Origin of the sequence: Sphaerimonospora sp. CA-214678, assembly GCF_050942215.1 — a bacterium.
Taxonomy (GTDB): Bacteria; Actinomycetota; Actinomycetes; order Streptosporangiales; family Streptosporangiaceae; genus Sphaerimonospora.
The window spans coordinates 465,477-484,412 of the sequence record NZ_CP192056.1 but is presented as its reverse complement, the minus strand read 5'-3'; the positions used below and the strand labels follow the sequence as shown (position 1 = coordinate 484,412).

The 18,936-nt window shown below is 70.6% G+C and carries 18 protein-coding genes; 10 read left to right on the top strand and 8 right to left on the bottom strand.

Translation table 11 applies throughout. From position 1 onward, the window contains the following. From ACQP1K_RS02180 to ACQP1K_RS02170, 3 genes are all read left to right on the top strand, one after another. Positions 1-696 carry a hypothetical protein gene (locus tag ACQP1K_RS02180; RefSeq protein ID WP_433499189.1) on the top strand — a complete coding sequence of 232 codons (696 nt, stop codon included), beginning with the start codon at positions 1-3 and terminating at the stop codon, positions 694-696. A gap of 135 nt (positions 697-831) precedes the next feature. Then, positions 832-1,992, top strand: a complete 1,161-nt coding sequence (locus ACQP1K_RS02175; protein WP_433499188.1) for an MSMEG_0568 family radical SAM protein — start codon at positions 832-834, stop codon at positions 1,990-1,992. Then, positions 1,961-2,461, top strand: coding sequence for an MSMEG_0567/Sll0786 family nitrogen starvation N-acetyltransferase (locus tag ACQP1K_RS02170; RefSeq protein WP_433499187.1), 501 nt, complete (start codon positions 1,961-1,963; stop codon positions 2,459-2,461). The genes ACQP1K_RS02175 and ACQP1K_RS02170 overlap by 32 nt, the downstream gene beginning before the upstream one ends. Before the next feature lie 29 nt (positions 2,462-2,490). On the opposite strand, the gene ACQP1K_RS02165 is transcribed toward ACQP1K_RS02170, so the two are convergent. Continuing rightward, a complete protein-coding gene (locus ACQP1K_RS02165) occupies positions 2,491-3,453 on the bottom strand; it encodes an AIR synthase related protein (protein ID WP_433499186.1) in 963 nt (320 codons plus the stop codon). A gap of 78 nt (positions 3,454-3,531) precedes the next feature. Here ACQP1K_RS02165 and ACQP1K_RS02160 point away from each other — a divergent pair, with 78 nt between their 5' ends. The 6 genes from ACQP1K_RS02160 to ACQP1K_RS02135 are packed head-to-tail and all read left to right on the top strand — an operon-like array spanning position 3,532 to position 10,589. Further along, positions 3,532-4,374 carry a phosphosulfolactate synthase gene (locus ACQP1K_RS02160; RefSeq protein WP_433499185.1) on the top strand — a complete coding sequence of 281 codons (843 nt, stop codon included), beginning with the start codon at positions 3,532-3,534 and terminating at the stop codon, positions 4,372-4,374. Further along, on the top strand, positions 4,371-5,345 hold the full coding sequence (locus ACQP1K_RS02155) for a DUF7714 family protein (RefSeq protein ID WP_433499184.1): 975 nt from the start codon (positions 4,371-4,373) through the stop codon (positions 5,343-5,345). Before ACQP1K_RS02160 ends, ACQP1K_RS02155 begins: the two co-directional genes overlap by 4 nt. Then, on the top strand, positions 5,342-6,544 hold the full coding sequence (locus tag ACQP1K_RS02150; protein WP_433499183.1) for a lyase family protein: 1,203 nt from the start codon (positions 5,342-5,344) through the stop codon (positions 6,542-6,544). Before ACQP1K_RS02155 ends, ACQP1K_RS02150 begins: the two co-directional genes overlap by 4 nt. Further along, entirely contained in the window at positions 6,535-7,551 is a 1,017-nt protein-coding gene (locus ACQP1K_RS02145) for a 1-aminocyclopropane-1-carboxylate deaminase/D-cysteine desulfhydrase (RefSeq protein ID WP_433499182.1), read from the top strand. The genes ACQP1K_RS02150 and ACQP1K_RS02145 overlap by 10 nt, the downstream gene beginning before the upstream one ends. Then, positions 7,541-9,151 (top strand): argininosuccinate lyase, encoded by a 1,611-nt coding sequence (locus tag ACQP1K_RS02140; RefSeq protein WP_433499181.1) that lies wholly within the window; start codon positions 7,541-7,543, stop codon positions 9,149-9,151. Before ACQP1K_RS02145 ends, ACQP1K_RS02140 begins: the two co-directional genes overlap by 11 nt. Next, positions 9,135-10,589 (top strand): oxamate carbamoyltransferase subunit AllG family protein, encoded by a 1,455-nt coding sequence (locus ACQP1K_RS02135; protein ID WP_433499180.1) that lies wholly within the window; start codon positions 9,135-9,137, stop codon positions 10,587-10,589. Before ACQP1K_RS02140 ends, ACQP1K_RS02135 begins: the two co-directional genes overlap by 17 nt. A gap of 107 nt (positions 10,590-10,696) precedes the next feature. Here the strand turns inward: ACQP1K_RS02135 and ACQP1K_RS02130 are convergent, their stop codons facing one another. From ACQP1K_RS02130 to ACQP1K_RS02110, 5 genes are all read right to left on the bottom strand, one after another. After that, positions 10,697-11,110, bottom strand: coding sequence for an OsmC family protein (locus tag ACQP1K_RS02130; protein WP_433499179.1), 414 nt, complete (start codon positions 11,108-11,110; stop codon positions 10,697-10,699). A gap of 87 nt (positions 11,111-11,197) precedes the next feature. Continuing rightward, positions 11,198-12,031 (bottom strand): amidohydrolase family protein, encoded by an 834-nt coding sequence (locus ACQP1K_RS02125; protein ID WP_433499178.1) that lies wholly within the window; start codon positions 12,029-12,031, stop codon positions 11,198-11,200. Continuing rightward, on the bottom strand, positions 12,032-12,523 hold the full coding sequence (locus ACQP1K_RS02120) for an MSMEG_0572/Sll0783 family nitrogen starvation response protein (protein WP_433499177.1): 492 nt from the start codon (positions 12,521-12,523) through the stop codon (positions 12,032-12,034). It abuts the gene before it with no gap. Positions 12,524-12,571: 48 nt separating this feature from the next. Continuing rightward, positions 12,572-12,826, bottom strand: coding sequence for a hypothetical protein (locus tag ACQP1K_RS02115; RefSeq protein ID WP_433499176.1), 255 nt, complete (start codon positions 12,824-12,826; stop codon positions 12,572-12,574). Between the two features lies 1 nt (position 12,827). After that, positions 12,828-14,165, bottom strand: coding sequence for an FAD-dependent oxidoreductase (locus tag ACQP1K_RS02110; RefSeq protein ID WP_433499175.1), 1,338 nt, complete (start codon positions 14,163-14,165; stop codon positions 12,828-12,830). Between the two features lie 152 nt (positions 14,166-14,317). On the opposite strand from ACQP1K_RS02110, the gene ACQP1K_RS02105 reads away from it, so the two are divergent. Further along, complete coding sequence (locus ACQP1K_RS02105) at positions 14,318-14,896, top strand: helix-turn-helix domain-containing protein (protein WP_433499174.1); 579 nt, start codon at positions 14,318-14,320, stop codon at positions 14,894-14,896. Positions 14,897-14,934: 38 nt separating this feature from the next. On the opposite strand, the gene ACQP1K_RS02100 is transcribed toward ACQP1K_RS02105, so the two are convergent. Continuing rightward, on the bottom strand, positions 14,935-17,817 hold the full coding sequence (locus ACQP1K_RS02100; protein WP_433499173.1) for a DUF5682 family protein: 2,883 nt from the start codon (positions 17,815-17,817) through the stop codon (positions 14,935-14,937). Next, complete coding sequence (locus ACQP1K_RS02095; RefSeq protein WP_433499172.1) at positions 17,814-18,929, bottom strand: ATP-binding protein; 1,116 nt, start codon at positions 18,927-18,929, stop codon at positions 17,814-17,816. The genes ACQP1K_RS02100 and ACQP1K_RS02095 overlap by 4 nt, the downstream gene beginning before the upstream one ends. Positions 18,930-18,936: the final 7 nt, after the last annotated feature.

The window sequence follows — 18,936 nt, the reverse complement described above, 5'->3', positions numbered from 1 at the left end:
ATGACCGAGCCTGATCCGAGACCCGGTGGGGATCTCCGGGCGGTCGCCGAGCAGCTCTCTCGCCTGTGGGTCACGACCTCGGAGCGGGCATTCGCCGCCGCCCTCCACCAGCCGGACGTCTACGTACGGACGACCCGGCTGGTGAGCGCGATCGTGCGGGAGCTCCGCCGGCGCGGACGGGGCCTCACCCCCCTGCTGGAGGCGTGGCACGGACGCCACGAGCTGGTTCGCGGCGTCGCCGCCTCCGACGGAGCCCTGACCGTCGACGGCCTGAACGTGGAGACGATCGCCGGCACCGCGTTCGCGATGCGCTATCGGGAGGTCCTCGAAGAGATCACACTCGACGACCGGCTGGCCGCGCTCGCCGCGGGGCCGCGGGACGGCGGCTGGCTGGTGCTTGAGGAGTCCGGCCACGCCCCGGGGGATCCCTTCGTCCCCTATCGCCGGCTCGAGGTCGACCCCCGGACCGGGCGGGCGCTGCTGATCACGACACGTCCGGACGACACGTTCACGACCTGCGTACACGTGGTCGAGTCGGGGATCGTCGACCTGGAGACCGGACGGCTGGCCGCTGACACCGCCGGCGAGCCCGGGAACGCCGCCCACGAGGTCGGCACCGCCGAGGAGCGGGAGGCGCTCGCCGAGCGGCTCAAGCGCTCGTCTACGGTCGAGGCGACAGCTGATGCCAATAGCTGATGGTCAGCGGAAACTATTGCCACTCCCCCAAATCTTCCTATAGAAGTTGAAGATAAGTTTCCTATAGTGGACGGAAGGTCCCAGGGTCGCGCAGGGCTGTCCCCGCCCTGATCGGGCCCGGCAAGGAGCCATCTCATGACCGAGGCGAACCACCGAGTACTGGATGCGACAGAGCTGGCCGAGCTGATCGTCAAGCTGCAGAGCGTAGGGCTGCGGACGGACGTCTCGATCGGCGCGCGCAACGGAGGCGCCGGCCCCGCCGACGCGGGAATGCTGTGGATCAACGGAGCACCCGCCACGGTCCCGACCACGGCCGACTACGTGAAGGAGTCGCCGTACACCCTGCGGCAGGAGGACGACGGGTTCGGCATCTACGAGGGCTCGGTCCGCCTGGCGGACGCGTCGCCGGCGCCGCGCCCGAAGTACTACGACATGGAGACGGCGGACGGCGTTCCCTACTGGAAGATCGCCCTCATGCACCTCGACTCCCTCGCCAGCACGGTCCTGCAGACCTGCGCCTACTGGGGGAACTCCGACCAGTGCACGTTCTGCGGCATCGGAGTCTCCCTCGCGGGCGACCGGACCATCGCCAAGAAGACGCCCGAGATGCTGGCGGAGGTGTCGGTGGCGGCGCGGGATCTCGACGGCGCCGTCGACGTGACGCTGACGACCGGCAGCACGGCCACCCCGGACCGGGGCGCGCTCTACGTGGGCAGGTGCGCCGAGGCCGTGAAGAACGCCTCGGGCCTGCCGGTGCAGGTTCAGTTCGAGCCGCCCGCCGACCTCGATGTGATCAACCGCGTCCGGGACATGGGCGTGGACTCCGTCGGCATTCACGTGGAGAGCTTCGACGCCAGGGTGCTCGCGCGGATCGCGCCGGGTAAGGCGCGATGGGGCATCGAACGATACTTCACCGCGTGGGAACGTGCCGTGCAGGTCTTCGGCGCCGGACAGGTGTCCACGTACGTCATCCTCGGCATGGGCGAGGACCCCGAGATCACGGTCGAGATGTGCAAACGCGCGGTCGACCTCGGCGTCTACCCGTTCATCGTCCCGCTGCGTCCGGTCCCCGGCAGCCTGATGGAGGACGCACGACCGCCGTCCCCCGAATACGTCGAGAAGATCTACCGGCGGGTCGTCCCGCACATGTTGCGACGGGGGCTCACCGCCGCCGGAACCAAGGCGGGCTGCGCACGGTGCCAGGCATGCTCCGGCATGGCGGCGCTCGAACGCGTCGGTTCGGGTTCGACGAAGGGTCTGGTCGATGGCCGTCCGGTTCTCCCGCTCGTCGTCTGAGCTGAGCGATTCGACCCTCGTCTGTCGTGCGGCGGCCACGCCGGACGAGTCGGCGGAGCACGCGAAGATCCGGCACGCGGTCTTCGTCGAGGAGCAGGGCCTGTTCGAGCTGACCGACCAGGACGAGTTCGACCGCGATCCGGCGACCTATCATGTGGTCGGATACCTGGACGGCCGTCCGGTCGGCACGGTACGGCTCTACCCGCTGCCTCCGTCCGACGAGAGCGAGGCGCTGTGGAAGGGGGATCGGCTGGCGGTCCTGCCGCGGTACCGGCACCTGATGCTGGGCGGGCCTCTGGTCCGGCACGCGGTGGCGACCGCCGCCGCGGCGGGCGGCAGCCGCATGATCGCCTTCGTTCAGCTCACCAACGTGACCTTCTTCCGCCGGCTCGGCTGGACGGCGGTGGGCGAGCCGTTTCCCTATGTGGGCGTGCCGCACCAGCGGATGAGCATCGACCTCACGCGATGATCTTTCACGGCAGGCAGGCCTTCACCGCCTCAGCGGTCGAGCCGGGTCACCGACTCCCGTTTCAGGTCGAAGACGACGACGGAACCGGAGGCGTCGGCGACGCGCACCTCACCGGTGTCGTCCAGCGTGCCGATCCGCCGCGCCGTGAGGCCCCGCGAGGTGAACGCCTCGACGCACTCCGCCTCCTTCTCCGGCGGCGTCGCGAGCAGGAAGGCGAAGCAGGGGAAGCAGGACAGCCAGTCGCCGACCGGCACTCCGGCGGGCACCGGCAGCACGTCGAGGTCCACCTCGACGCCGAGCCTGTGCGCCTCCAGGAGCATGGCCAGCGAGCCGATCATCCCGGCCATGCTGACGTCCTTGGCGGCCACGGCGGCGCCCTGCTCCGCCACCGCGGCGAGGGTGCGCACGTCGCCGGCGAGGCGCTCGCCCCGCTCGTCGAACGACGGGAAGAAGAGGAAGTCCGACCGCATCCTGCCGTCGAGGCAGCAGGCGAGGATCAGCGACTGACCGGGCGCGGCGTGGGTCGCCGACAGCACGGACTCCGCGACGCCGAGGCCGAACGCCGACAGGGTGGGCGGGCCGTCGGTCTCGGTGGTGTGCCCACCGACGATGGGCACGCCGTACACCTCACCGGCCCACTTCAGGCCCTCCAGGATGCCCTTGACGACGTCGCGCGGTCCGGTCACGGTGTCGACGATCGCGAGCGGCCTGGCGCCCATGGCGGCGAGGTCGTTGATGTTCGCGAGGACGGCGGCGACGCCCGCGCCGTACGGATCCCGCTCCACGAAGGCGGGCAGCATCGCCTCGCCTCCGACGATCAGGTCGCGCCCCCGATCGTGTACGACGGCGCCGTCGTCACCGGGACCGGCCCACCAGTCCCCGCCGCCGAACACCTCGGCGACCACGCCGATGGAGCTCTTGGCCACGACTCCCGGAAGGGACCGCAGCCGGTGTGCCAGTTCTTCAAGATCGTGGATGTCGCCGAGGGGCAAGATGAGTTCTCTTCCGTGCGATGCGTATCGGCGAAAGCCGCCGACGGCGTCATCCTAGCCAGTGAGGAAGCCGCTCCCGTGACAGGACAATCCACCCCAAACCACAACTCCGTCCAGGTCCTGAATCCGGCGGAGCCCGACTTCCTCGAGCTCCCGCAGCGCACGAGGAAGCCTCGCCGGTACGGCATCTCCCACGTGCTGGACAACGGCATGCCGGTGGCCGAGGTCGAGCGGCGGCTGCAGAACGCCGCCGCGGACATCGACGTGTGGAAATTAGGCTGGGGAACGGCCTACATCGACCCGTCGCTCCGGGAGAAGCTCGAACTGCTGGCCGCGCACCAGGTCCTGGCCTGCACCGGGGGAACGCTGCTGGAGGTCTCCTTGCGGCAGGGCGTCCTGGACAGGTTCATGGACTGGGCCGAGGCCGTGGGCTTCCCGTGCATCGAGGTGTCCTGCGGCACGGTGGAGATCCCCCGCGCCGACAAGGACAAGATCATCAGTACCGCGGCCGCCCGGTTCCTCGTCCTGTCCGAGGTCGGGCTCAAGGATCCCCGGGCGACCCCGTCTGCCGCGCAGTGGGCGGCGGACGCGCGTGCCGACGTCGACGCGGGCGCGACCTGGGTGCTGACCGAGGGACGGGAGAGCGGCACGGTCGGCCTGTTCGACGCCGAGGGCGAGGTGCGCGCCGACATCGTGGACGCCGTCGTGGCGGCCATCGGCCTGGAGGCCACGCTGTTCGAGGCCCCGCGCAGAGCCCAGCAGGCATGGCTGATCCGGCGTTACGGCGCCGACGTCAACCTCGGCAACATCCAACCGGCCGAGGTCATGGCCGTCGAGACGCTCCGGCTTGGGCTGCGTTCTGACACCCTCGGCGCGGTGCCCGCGAACGCGCGGTCGCACGCGGGAGCCGAGACGTCATGATCCCCTACCAGTACCGGACCGTGGCTTTCACCGACGTCGCTGTCGATCTCGACGGCGACTCCCTGCGTACGTTCTTCCTCAGCCGGCAGATCTACCGCAGGACGCGCTTCGTCGTGGCCAGGAACCGGGACGCGTACGCCGTGGTCGAGCTGACCCCTACCCCGGGGGACGGCGGCGCCGCCACCGGGCTGTTCATCGACGTCGGCGACGTACGCGTGCTGGCAGGTCCGGACGAGACGGCGTTCGTCGACCGGCCCGACATCGACACCGCCGTCCCCGGCCAGTTGCTCCGTGCGGCCCGCGACGTCCCGGACGCGCCCCGCTGCGTGATCGTGCGCGGGCGCTACGAGCACGTCAACTTCATCCTGGATCCCACGCCGCGCCGGGTGCACGTGCTCGACGTCGCACCCCCGTGGCCCGCCAAGCTGTACGACCAGGTCCAGCGCGTCGCCGACACCGCGGAGGAGCTTCCGGCCACCGAGTGCGTGCCGCAGGTCGTCGACCTGGAGGAGATCGCGGCAGCGGAACCGGCCGAGCATTACCTGCTGCCCTGCCGCGGAGGTGGCATGTCGGTCCCCGGTGCGGAGATCTCCTATCTGGACGAGGTGCCGCAGCGGGCGGACTGGGTCCTGATCGGCTGCGCACGCTCACGCGCGATCCACGACCACTTCTATCCGGACAAGGCGGGGAACGTACGCCAGATCGACATCTGCCCGATCACTCTGGCGGCCGGGCTGCCGCTTCCCCCCGGTGAGGCCAGGCTCACCAAGTGCTGTCTGCTCGAGGAGAACGTGGAGACGCGCGGCGACACCGTCGTGGTGCCCTGGGGGGCGTCGTTCTCACTGGTCGCTGAGGGGCTCGCCGCCGCGTCCGAGCTGGCCGGAAGGCTGGGCGGAAAGCCGGGCAGCAGGCTGGGCGGATCGGACGGACCAGACGGATCGGACGGGGAGCGGAACGGGGAGATGGCGTGACCGCACGAATCGCGGACTCAACGGGCTACGCACATCTGTGGGGCACGGACGAGCTGCGGCAGATCTTCGAGGAGCGGGCCAGGCTGCAGGCGTGGCTCGACGTCCTCGCCGCGCTGGCCAGGGCGCAGGCGGCGGAGGGGATCATCCCGGCCGAGGCCGCCGCGATCATCACCGACGAGCTGCGGGTCGACCGGCTCGACCTGGACCGGATCGCGCTGGGCACCAGGCAGACCGGGCACTCGACCCTGGGACTGATCCATGAGCTGCGCCGCGTGCTGCCGGAGGCGGCCCGGGAGCACGTGTACGTCAGGGCGACCGTACAGGACCTCACCGACACCTGGACCTCGCTGGCGATCCGCGCCGTCGGCGCCATCGCCTGGCGTGATCTGCGCCGGATCGAGAAGGCGCTCGTCGATCTGGCGGCCGAGCATCGCGAGACGCCGATCGCGGGCCGGAGCCATGGCCAGCCCGGGGCGCCCGCGACGTTCGGATGGAAGGCGGCGTCCTGGGCCGACGAGATCAGGCGGCATCTCGACCGGCTACGCGAGGGGGCGCCGCGCTGGCTCGTGGCCCAACTCGGCGACGGCATCGGCACCCTGGTCGCGTACGGCGACCGCGGACTCGCCGTACGCGCCAGGTTCGCCGCCGAGCTGGGGCTGGCCGACCCCGTCATCTCGTGGTTGAGCGCACGCGACAGGATCGCGGAGTTCGGGGGCGTGCTCGCCCTGATCACCGGCACCCTCGCCCGGATCGGCGAGGAGGTGTACGAGCTCCAGCGCCCGGAGATCGGGGAGCTCGGCGAGCCGCGACCGGCCGGGGTGGTCGGCAGCATCACCATGCACCACAAGCGCAACCCCGAGGGCAGCGAGCACCTGAGCACGCTCGCCCGCCTGGTCCGCGCGAACGCCGGCGTTCTCCTGGAGTCCGTCGTCAGCCAGCACGAGCGCGACGGGCGGGCCTGGAAGGCGGAGTGGATCGCCCTGCCGGAGATCTGCCTGCTGACGGGCAAGGCCCTCGCGCTCGGCGTCGAGCTGGCCGAGGGGCTGGAGGTGAACGCCGGCCGGATGGCCGCCAACGTGCGCACCTACCTCGGCGACACGCAGAACCCGTCGGACCCCGGTTCCGCCGCCGCGATGGTGGACCTGGTCGTGGCCCGCGCCCGGCGCGCCGCCGCCGAGGAGCCGCCTTCATGGCCGTGACGCCGGATCATCAGAGGATCGCCCCCGCCCGCGCCGGCCTCGCCGTACTGCCCACCCCCCTCCAGGAGGCGCCGCGGCTGGCTGAGGCGCTCGGCATCGGCGGTTCCCTGCTGCTGAAGCGCGACGACCTGACCGGCTTCGCCGTCGCGGGCAACAAGGCACGCCAGCTGGAGATGCTCGTCGCCGACGCGTCCGCCTCCGGCGCCGGCGTCCTGGTGACCGGGGGAACGCCCGGTTCGAACTTCTGCCAGGCCGCGGTCGCGGCAGCCGCCTGGGCGGGCATGCGGTGCGTGCTCGTCTACGCCGGGTCTCCCCCGCCGGTCAGGCACCCCAACCACGCCGCCGCCGTCCGCTGGGGGGCCGACGTGCGGTGGACGTACGACGCCGACCGCGGCTCGGTGGACACCGCGATCGAGACGACGGCCGCCGAGCTGACCCGGAAGGGGCTGCGGCCCTACGCGGTGCCGCGCGGCGGCGCCACACCCGTCGGGTCCGCCGGATTCCACCTGGCCGCGCTCGAACTCGACGCCCAGCTCCGCGACCGGTCCGGCGGCGGTTCCGACGGGTCGGCCACGGTCGTGGTGGGCGCCGGTTCCGGAGGGACGCTGGCGGGTCTCGTCTCCGGGGCGGTGGCGCTCGGGCGGCGGCTGCGGATGCGCGGGGCGGCGGTCAGCCGGCCGCCGGAGGAGACCGCGCGGCGCGTCCTCCACCTCGGCCGGGAGTGCGCCCGGCTGATGGGCACCGAGCCGCCCCGGGAGGCGGACGTCGTCGTGTACGACGCCCGCGGCCCCGGCCACGGGCACCCGTCCGAGGAGGGCGAGCGCGCCGCCCGGGTCGCCCTGCGCACCTCGGGGATCGTCCTCGATCCGGTGTACTCGGCGAAGGCGCTGGGCGCGCTCGCGCGGATCATCGGGGATCGGCGCGCCGACCCCGGCCACACGACAGTCTTCTGGCATACCGGCGGCCTGCTCGACGCCGTCGCGGGATGGAGTCACGATGACCGATGACGGACTGCCGTCCGCTCCCTCCGCACACCAGCGGAGCGGACCCGACCGGCTGGGGCCGCCCATGGGCGGCCCGGCCCAGGAACTGATCGACAGCGGGTTCGCGCTCGAGAACGCCGATGCGCCACTGCTGCACTCCGGCCTCAACCTCGCCGACATCGCGCACGTCATCGACCTGCACGAGCGCCGGGTGATCCCCAGGCCGGCGGCGGGCCGGCTCATGGAGGTGCTGCTCAAGGCGGTACACACCTCCCCCGAGGACTTTCCGTACGACCCGGCTTACGGCGAGCCGTACAACTCGCGGGAGCGCCACTTCACCGAGCAGATCGGGGACGACGCGGGGTGGCTGCACGCCGGTCGGCCCCGGCGGGAGGCCGTGCGCATCGCGCTCCGCCTCCACGTCCGCGCCGTCCTCGAGGACCTGGTCGAGGACGCGGCGGGGCTCGCCCACGCCATCGCCGTACTGGCCGGACGGCACAGCAGGACCTGGCTGCCCGACCAGACCTACCTCCAGCACGCGCAGCCCTCCACGTTCGGCCACTACCTCGTGAGCTTCGCCTATCCGATCCTGCGGGACGCAGAACGGCTCATGGACGCGCTCACGTGGGTCAACACGAGCCCGGGCGGCGCGGGCTGCGTCAACGGGAGCCGGCTGCTCGCCGACCGGAACCGGGTCGCCGACCTGATGGGATTCGACGGTTTCATCGAGCACACCCGCGACGCCATGTGGCAGATCGACGGTCTCATCGCGACGCTCTCCCACGCCTCCAGCCTGCTCACCACCCAGAGCAAACTGGCCGAGGACCTGGAGATCTGGGCCAGCAACGAGTTCGACTACGTCACCATCGCCGACGGGTACAGCCGCTCCAGCGTGCTCATGCCGCAGAAGCGCAACCCGTACGCGCTGTCGATCATCCGCGGTGCCGCAGGCACCATGATCGGCCGGCTCACCGGGTTCCTCGCGGTCAGCAAGAGCCCGTCCGCCCGGAGCGACAACCTGATCTACGCGTACGGGGAGATCCCGCGCGCGCTGGACCTGGCCGGCCGGACGACCCGGCTCACCGGCGGGGTCATCCGCAGCCTGACGGTCAACGCCGACAAGATGTGGGCCGCCCTCGAGTCCGGGTTCAGCCAGGCGACGGACCTGGCGGAGTTCGTCATGCAGACCTGCCAGGTGGACTACCGGACCGCGTACCAGGTGATCGGCATCGCCGTACGCGAAGCGAGCCGGGAGGGTCTGCGCGGCATCGACCTCGACGGAACGCGGCTGGAAGCGGCGGCCAGACAGTACGCGGGGATCTCGCTCGGGCTGGAGGGCCGCGACCTCAGCGAGATCCTCGATCCCCGGCGCATCGTCGAGACGCGGACGCTGAGCGGTGGCGCCGCGCCGCCCGTGGTCGAGGAGATGGCGGCGGACTGCGCCGAGAAGGCGGAATCGCTCCGGGACCGCGCCAAGGCGCGGCGCGAGGCGTTCGAACGGGCCGAAGCCGCGCTCGTGGCCGAAGCGGAGAAGTTCGTCATAGAAGCCGCCGAAGCCGCTGAAGTCAGGGAAACCGCTGAAGTCGCTGAAGCCGTCGAAAGGGAGAATGATGCCGGCAGCTGAGATCGCCACTCCGATCCGCCTTCCCGGGGAGGTCAACGTCGTCAACGTCGGCCTGCCGCTGTTCGCCGATGCGATCAGGCAGCAGGGACGTCCGGTCGTACAGCTCGACTGGCGCATCCCCGGCAGCGGTGACCCCACCGTGGTCGCCGCGCTCCGGCGCCTGTACGGTCCGCACACGCGCACGATCGACGCCGCCAACGAGGAGGTCTTCCGGCGGCTGGACCGCGGCGCGCCCCAGCTCGTCGCCGTACGGACCGCAGCCGACGTGATCCCGGTGCTCGCCGACGGCAGGGTGCTGCTGCACTGCGGACCGCGGATCTCGATCGACCGGGTCACAGATCCGCTGCGCCGCTCGATGCGCGCCGTCGTCTGCGCCGAGGGATGGGCGCGAACGCCGGAGGAGGCGGACGTCCTGCTCCGGGACGGCGCGGTCCGGCTGGAGCCGGCCAACGCGCACGGCCTGGTCGTGCCGATGGCGACGTCGATGGGGCCGAGCACACCCGTCTGGGAGGTCGAGCTCGCCGAGGCGGGCACCCGGGCCTACGCTCCGATCGGGCAGGGCTCGGGGGATGTGGCGTGGTTCGGCCGGGACACGCCGGGTGCGATCGAACGGCTGGTGCTCCTGCAGGAGGCAGCCGGTCCGGTGCTGGCCGCCGCCGTTCGGGAGCATGGGCCGGTCGACGTGCTGTCCCTGGCCGCTCAGGCGGTCGCGATGGGAGACGACGTTCACGTACGGACCCAGGCCGCGACCAACCTGCTGCTGCGCAGCCTGCTGCCCGCGCTGGTGGCGGGCGACCACCCGCGCCGGATCGAGGTGGCGACCTTCCTGTCCGCCAACTATCTGCTGTTCCTGAGCCTGGGAATGGCCGCCGCCCGGGCGCTGACCACATGGGCCGCCCAGGTGGAGAACAGCTCGATCGTGATCGGGATGGCGCGAAACGGCACCGACTTCGCCGCCTGGCTCGCCGGTCCCTCCGCCGAATGGTTCTACGCCCCCGCGCCGATGGTGGGGCGGGCGCTCTACCACCCCGGACGCGGCGAGGCCGACGCCTCCCCTGATGTGGGAGACAGCGCGGTGCTTGAGCTGGTCGGGCTCGGGGGGGCGGTCGCCGCCGGGTCGCCGGCCGTCGCGCAGTTCGTCGGCGGCACCATGGCGAACGCCGCCGAGTTGACCGAGGAACTGGACGACGTGTGCGTCGGCAACTCCAGCCGCTTCACGATCCCGTACTGGGGAATGAAGGGGTCGCCGGTGGGCGTGGACGTACGCAAGGTCGTCGAGCTGGGCATCACCCCGAAGGTGACGACCGGCATCCTGCACAACTCCGACGGCAGCGGCCAGGTGGGCGCGGGGGTGGCCGAGGCGCCGATCGAGGTGTTCGTCCAAGCGCTGCTGGCGCTGGACGCGAAGCTCTCGGGCGAGGCCGGCCGTGCGGCCTGAGCGGTGAAGCCTGGGCCGTGACGCGATGACGTGGGGGCCGGTGGACCGGATGGGTCCGCCGGCCCCGCGCGTCCACGCGGTCCGGTGCCGTCCGTTCCGTCCGGTCGTCAGCCGTCGGCGCCGGTCGTTTCGACCTCGATCCGCGGTGAGCTGGCCAGCGTGTTGGAGACGTAGCAGACCCGGGAGGCCGGTGCGAGCAGGGGGCGCAGCCGCTCCGCCGGGAGGCTGGAGCTCACCCGCAGCCGGATTTCGCTGAAGCTCGGGCCGTCGTACTCCCCGATGGCCGAGACCGACAGATCCGTTATCTCCACGCCGCGCTTGCGCGCGCACCAGGCCAGCGCCAGCGCGTAGCAGGACGCGAGGGATCCCAGGAGGTATTCGGTCGGCATGGGACCGGTGAACGTTCCGCCGACGCTCTCCGGCTCGTCGACGTCGAACGAGAACGGCCCCGCGGTGACGGTCGCCCGCCAGCCGCCCTGCCAGTGCGCGACGACCTCGTTCGATTCTCCCGACCTCGCCACAATCCCACCCCTTCCGTGTTCTGGCTCGTCAGCGAAGACACCACGAGTCCCAGGCGGAGCTCCGCCTGGGACTCATGGCACGGCGTGTCAGCCGTAGAGCCGCTCGAAGTTGCCGTGGAAGACCGACTCGGTCAGCTCACCGCCGCCCGTGGCGTCGACCATGCGGGCGTACTCACCGGCGAACTCGCCCCACGGCTGGTCGGAGGCGAACAGCACGCGATCGCCGCCGATGCCGCGACGGTCGATCTCGCGGGCGAGCCACTGCGGCGCGAAGCCCACCGACCAGGTCAGGTCGGTGTACACCTTCTTGCCTGCCTCGATCCAGTCGAAGAACCGCTTGCCGATGAGCTTGATGTGGCCGCTCACCCCGCCGCCGAAGTGGACGAGGTGGATCGGCGTCTCGTCCGCGTAGCGCTCCACCAGCAGGCCGACCTTGTCGATGTCCGATGCAGCACCCGGCGAGGTGTGCACGTGTACGACGAGGTTGTTGGCCTTGGCGACGGCGAACACCTTGTCGAGCCGGGTCAGACACTCCGGATCCTCGGCCGAGCCGCCGAGCAGGAAGCTGATCTTGAGTGCCTTCACCCCGCTCTCCGAGGCGAGCGCGAGCGCCTTGTCGGTGAGCTCGTCGTCCTGCGGCCGGGGCGAGGCCCACAGCGCGGCGCTGAGGCGATCACTCCTGCCGACCGCTTCGAGGACGAGCTCGTTGAGCGCGAACGAGTGGCTCGGGTCGGGGACCCCGTAGTTCGGGATCACCAGGGCGCGCTCGGTGCCCTCCCGGTCCATGTCGGCGATCAGCTCGTCGACGGTGGCGCGCGCGTTCACATCGGGGTTGACCGGCGGCCCGCCGTAGAAGGGGAACGCCGGCAGCACGCCGATGTGACGATGCGCATCGATGTGACGCGATGGTGCCTTGGCCATCTACATCGTCCAGGTGTTGAGCTGGAAGTGACGCTCCCGCCACGCCGTCAGCGCGGAGTCGAGCACGTCCAGCGGGTTGAACGCCTTGACACCCGGGATCAGGTCGTCCTCACGCATGCCGTACAGCGCGCCCATGGCGAAGCGGCAGGCATAGATGGTGGCGCCCTCCTCCAGGAGGATCTTGATCTGCTTGTTCACCGAGAGGTTGCCCGGGAAGCCCTCGGTGCCGACGGCGGGGTAGCCTCGACCGGCCGCGGCCAGCAGCACCGCGGGCCCGTAGAGGACGATCGTCAGCTTGAACCCCTTGCGCTGGAGGCGCGTGGACGTCATCAGGTTGACGAGGGAGACCGATCCCTCGAACGGCACCGAGTGAATGAAGACCGTCGCCTTCTCACCCTCGTTGGCCCTGATGTCCTCGAATACCTTCTCGCTCGTGTCCCACAGGACATCCCCATCCTGGGGGGTGGCGACGGTCACGGTTTTAGTGGACATGTCACTCCTTTGTGATTTTGTTGCCGGGGAGAGGGGACGGATCCCGCGTCAGACCGCGGGACCCTTGGAGGGTGGCTGGGGAGTCCAGGCCTGCCGATGGCTGCCCGGCATACGCGCGATGATCGCGTTACGCAGCTTCAGGGGCAGCCGGTGGAAGATCGGGACGTAGACCCGGCGCCAGAAGATCTCGGCTCCGCGCGGTGGATCGGGACGCCGGGCGCCGTGCCGGGCGCCCACCCTGTCCTGCGCGTCGATCATGAGGTGATACTCCGAGCGGGAACGAACCCAGCGCGTCAGGCCCATGTCAGCTCCTCACTTTCGTGAGCGCGTTCTGGGCCGCGAGCGCGATCGGCTCGTTGAGCGCGCCGATCGGCGGGCTGTAGACGTTCTCCATGGTCGCCAGGTCGTTGATCGTGATTCCGGTGCGTACGGCCATGGCCAGGAAGTCGGCGCGTTCCTTGATGCCTTCGCCGCCCACGAGCTGGGCTCCGATGAGCCGGAGATGCTCGGGCTCGGCGAGAAGCTTGACCTTGACCGGCTTCACATCGGGGTAGTAGCGCGCCCGGGAGATGCCCTGCGCGATGCCCGTGATGAACGGGATGCCGAGCGCGGTGGCCAGCGTCTCGCTGAAGGACACCCCGCCGATCATCCATTTGCCGGCGACCATGCCCCAGGGGACGTACACGGCCTGGTACTCCCGGGAACCGCCGGCCGCGTTGGTGCCGGCGACCTTGCCCTGGGCGTAGGCGTGGCTGCCGGACAGGCCCTGGATCGGGACGTTGGAGACGCCGTGCGGGATCTCGGTGCAGTCGCCCGCCGCGTACACGCCGGGGGCGGAGGTGTGCATCTTCCCGTCGACGATGACGCCGCCGCTCATGCCCGTCTTGATGCCGGCCGCGACGGCGACCGCGGTGTTGGGCTCCTTCTTCGTCGCCACCACGGCGAGGTCCGCCGGGATGTCCCCGTCCGAGGTGGTGACCTTGGTGAGCTTGCCGTCCTTCCCGACGAATCCGGTGACCTTGGTCTTGAAGTGCAGCTTGACGCCCATCTCGACCCAGGAGTCCTCGACCGGCTGCATGATGTCGGGATCGGTGGCCATGGACATGGCCCACGGCGCGGGGTCGACCAGATGGGTCTCGATGCCGCGATGCGCGAGCGCGGTGACCATCTCGGTGCCCAGCGGCGTCGCCTCGTCGACGACCGCGGTCTTGACCGTGTCCAGGACCTTGTCCCACTCCATGGCCCGGCGGATGTTCTTCACGTAGTAGATGCCGCCGAGGTCGCCCCCCGGCACCCCCGGGTCGGCGTAGTCGAACCCGGTCGCGAGCACCAGCGAGTCGTAGCGTTCGACGGTCCCGTCGGACGCGGTCACCGTCTTGGCCTTCACGTCGATGGAGGTGACGGCCGTCTCGTAGCGGATGTCGATGCCCTGGTCGACATAGTGCTGCTTGGTCGCCATGAAGAGGGAGTCGAAGCTGGCGATCTCCTGGCCGTGGACGTAGGGGATCCCACAGGGGCTGTACGAGGTGTCCTCGTACTCGGTGAAGACGATGACCTCGGCGTTTGGGTCGGTACCTTTCGCGGCCCCGGCCGCGCCCATACCTGCTGCTCCGCCACCTACGACTACGATTCGCCTGGGCATCTGAGTTCGATTCTCCTCGGGGAGGCCTCGATCGCATTGAGCATGCGTAAATTTCCGTTTACCATACTTGACGTACCTGCTCGGCGGCGTCAAGGTATCCATGGGTGCTTGTTACGGAGTGCGAACCTCGGCACATGTAGCGGAGGCGCGAAGTGAAGGTACGGGTAGCCGAAGTCGTCTCCGGCATAGGCCCGAAAATCAAGGCACTTCGCAAGCAGAAGGGCTACTCGCTCCAGTCGCTCGCGGAGCGCGCGGATGTGTCCGCCGCAGCGATCCACAAGATCGAGCAGGCCGACATGGTGCCGACGATCACGACTCTCCTCAAGATCTCGGCAGCGCTCGACCGGCCCGTTTCGTACTTCGTGGAAGAGGACGACGACGACGAGTACCCGACAGTTTTCACACCCGCCGGCAGAGGCCGTCCGATCTACACCTCACACGCGGGGATCGACCTCAGCGGGATCAGCGGCCCCTACGGCGAGTTCCTGGTCGCCGCGGCCGTGGCCACGGTGATCCCCGGGGCGAGCAGCGGCGCCAAACCGATGCAGCACCCCGGCGAGGAACTCGTCTACCTGGTGTCGGGCCAACTGGAGTTCGGGGTCAGCGGGGTGCTGCACGTGCTGAATCCTGGTGACGCCCTCCACTTCCGCACACATCAGCCGCACTTCTGGCACAACACCGGTGAGGATGACGCGGTGGCGATCTGGATGGCCCTACGCCCCCAGCAGTGAGCCCTCCTCCCGGCGGCGATCATCAAGCAGTCGGCTGATCATTCTTTGACGCACAGGGCTAGCAGGGCGGCGATCGCGCCGGTCGCGGCCGGATGACGGGCGAGCAGCTCCCGGACCTCGATCTCGTCCGACGCCGGCCCCTCGGGCGCGGGCCATTCCGCCGGGCAGCCGAGCAAAGCCGCCACCGCTTCGCACGCTCGCGGGTGCCGGGTGAGCAGGGCGGTCACCGGCCCGCTCCGCACGGGCGCCGCCCGGGTCCGCCCAGCCGGTACGGCAGGCCGTTCCCACGGCGGGGTCCACGCGTCCAGCTCGGCGAGCCCGCCCGGGAAGGTCCGGCCCGCCTCCCGGACGAGCACCGGCACCAGCTCCGGCACATACCTGCGCAGCGTCGTGATCAACGTCGGCAGCCACGGCAGCAGAACGGAGTCGGGCAGCCGCGCGAACGCCTTCGACAGCGCCTCGACCACGAACGGCGCGAGGGCCGAGACGGGTTCGAGCGCCTGGACGAACCCGCTCAGGTAGAGCGGGAAGGCGGGGACGACGAGCGGGTTGGCCAGCAGTTCGTCGCACCGGGCCCGCAGCTCGTCCCGCGACAGCAGGCCGAGCTGCGTCTTGGCCACCCACAGCAGCGCGACCTTGGCGGGGGCCTCCGGGTGCGACTGCCGTACGGCGAGTTCGAGCTGGGCCCGGTCGCAGCCGAGCGACAGCGCGAGGCTCTCCAGCGTGAAAAGGAAGCCGAGCATGGCGCCGACCTGACGTACCCCCGTGTCGTCGTCGGCGAACGCGGTCGGCAGCAAAGTGCAGTAGTGCGCGTATCCGGCCGTGACGAACGCCTCGCACCAGGCCGGCAGCTCCGGCTCCGTGGCCCGGTAGTGGGCCAGCAGCCGCCTGATCCGGCGCAGCACCTCGGGGGCGTCGTCGACCGTACGCTCGGCGGCCAGCAGCTCGACCGCCCGGTTGCCGAGCTCGTCGGCGAACCGGCGGCCGCCCAGGTAGAGGATCGCGTCCGCGACTGCCGCGAGCGCGACCCCGGCGGTGGCCTGCTGCTCCCACACCTTGCGGCGCAGCCGCTGCTCCAGCACCTGCTCGACGGTGACGCCCTCGTAGCCCAGCTCGATGATCGACCGCTGGTGCCGGCCGATCGCCAGGTCCCAGCTCTCCTGAATCGGCCGTTCGCCGAGGCGGCGCGCCCCCATGATCGGACGGACCGCGCCGTCGGGTAGCAGGTAGCGCAGCTTCCACAGCATGTCAGAGCATGGCTCCAGCTCCGGGTTCGCCTTCAGGTCGAGCAGCACCCGCTGCTGGGTGCGCCGGCTCAGGTCCAGGCCCAGCGGCGCCAACCGGTCGTACACGTCGCGGGCGAGCGGCGGGAGCGCGTCGTAGCCGACCACGCCGATCCGATCGCCGCCCAGCAGGATCTCGCACAGACGGCGGACGTCCCGGCGGCCCGGCACGACGTCCTTCTCGATGCAGGTCACCGCCGCGTCCGCGAAGTCGTACGGCGTGGGCCTGGCCCGGCCGCGCAGACCGGCGAGCAGGATCGACGTCTCGAACACGGCGATGGCGTCGGCCGTGCTGGCGAGGTAGCCGTTGCGGCGTGCCAGCCGCACGATGTCGACGCACCAGCCGCGCAGCTCGTCTTCGTCCAGGCCGTCCAGCACGGGCGGGGCGGCCAGGAAGCCCGACAGGCGGTCGCCGGCCGGTCCGCCGCCCGCGGGCGGCCCGGATTCGCCGACCTTGGCGGCCTTGCCGACCTTTGCGGCTTTGGTGGCTTTTGCGGCTTTGGCGCGGGTGCGGCCGTCCTGCCGCCCCTCCAGTCGGTACGGCGTCACGCCCCCGCGTCCGGCCGCTTTCGCCCAGGTCGCCGCCGCGATCGACACCGATCCCCGGGCGAGGCCGAACTGCGCCTCGATGGCCGAGTGGCTGGATGGGATGAGCCCGTACAGCCAGCTGGTTCCGGTACGCGGTTTGATCGTGTACGCGGGCGCTTCGGCCGCCAGGCCGAACTCCGCCACCCGGCTGACGGCGTGGAAGGCCCCGCACACGTACAGGCAGTCTGCCGGGGCGGCGCCGGAGGCGGCGAGGTGCTCGCGGATCCGCGTCCACATGTGGCGTTCGCGTTCCTCGTCGATCGCGAGCCGGTCGTCCTCGGTGGGACGCAGCCGCCGGAACAGGCTGCCGATCAGCGCCATGGCCTGCCGGTAGGTGTCGTAGTCCGCGCCGGTCAGCGGCTGCTCGACATACTGGTCCCACCACTCCGACCAGTGCCGGACCTTGCCGTGGTGCAGCAGGTGCGCCTCCAGATCGGCGAAGCGGGGCCGCAGGTCGCCGATCTCGACGCCGACGGCGTCCCCGTGCAGGATCGCCTCCTCACCATTCTCCCCCTCCTCACCTGAGGACGCGGTCTCACCTGCGGGCGCGGCCTCGCCGGAGGGCGCCGGGCCGTCCGGCTCCCCGGGCAGCCACTGGAAGACGTGGTCCACCGAGCGGTCGACCAGGACCAGCTCGACGCCGGGGGTGTCGAGCGCGTACGCGATCGCCTGGTATTCGGCCGAGGCCTCGGTGACCGGCGCCACCACGCTGAGCGGACCGGAGTCGGCAGGAAAGCCGTCGAGCCGGGTGGCGAACGCCTGCAGCGCCACCGGCAACCGGCAGTTGCGCAGCTCGTCCAGGAGCGGGCGCAGGTCCTCGCACAGCTCCAGGTAGACGACCTTGGGCCGCTTGGTGCGCAGCCGCCGGGTCATGGCCAGGGCCGAGGCCGGCGAGTGGTGACACACCGGGAATATCTCGAGTTGCTCACGGAGCATCCGGTCGACGTCGTCGACCATGCCCGCCAGGATGCCGGACAGGGCGTCCCCGCCGCCGGAGAACGCCTCGGCGGCGTCGAGGAGTTGCCCGCGCAGGGCGTCGAACGTGCTCATGACAGCATCGAGATCGTCTGCCGGCCGCCCTGGAGGAAGTCCGTCCACTCGCCGCCGTCCTTCTTGCTGCGGGGTTCGACGACCCCGTGCCAGTACTTGTTGAGTATCGCCAGATCCTCCGGAGCACGCCTGGCCAGCGAACCCACCAGCGAGCCGCCGAGGGTCTCGGCGCGCAGCGTCCGGTCGCCGAAGAAGTGGCTGTGCAGGATGGCGTCCTCCAGCACGCCGATCTGCTCGGCGGTGGACAGTGCCGACTCCAGCTTCTCGTCCTCGCTGGTGGCCGAGGCGGCCGCGGCGCGCAGGTCGGCGAAGCTCTGCAGCAGGATGTCCAGCAGCGTGGGCGGCACGTCCAGCTCGATCCGGTGCCGGCGCAGCAGCTCTGTGGTGCGGAAGCGGACGATCTCCGCCTCGCTGGTCTTGCTGGTCACCACCGGGATGCGGACGAAGTTGAACCGCCGCTTCAGCGCCGAGGACAGGTCGTTCACGCCCCGGTCACGGCTGTTGGCGGTGGCGATGATCGAGAACCCGGGCTTGGCGAACACGGTGTTGTCGGTGTCCAGCTCCGGGATGGACACGTACTTCTCGGACAGGATCGAGATCAGCGCGTCCTGCACGTCGCTGGTCGACCGGGTCAGCTCCTCGAACCGGCCGATCACGCCCTGCTCCATCGCGGTCATGATGGGTGAGGGGATCATCGACTCGCGCGACTGGCCCTTGGCGATCACCATCGAGACGTTCCACGAATACTTGATGTGGTCCTCGGTGGTGCCGGCCGTACCCTGCACGACCAGGGTGGAGTTGCGGCAGATCGCCGCGGCGAGCAACTCGGCCAGCCAGCTCTTCCCGGTTCCGGGATCGCCGATCAGCAGCAGGCCGCGGTCGGACGCGAGCGTCACGATACTGCGCTCGACGAAACCGCGGTCACCGAACCACTTCTGCGAAATCTCCCGGTCCAGGCCGTCGGAGCGCTCGGAGCCGAGCACGAACAGCCGCACCATGCGCGGGCTGAGCCGCCAGGAGAACGGCTTGGGGCCGTCGTCGATCGACTCCAGCCAGTCGAGCTCCTCCGCGTACTTCACCTCGGCGGGCGCACGCAGCATCTCATTGGTCATCGAGGTC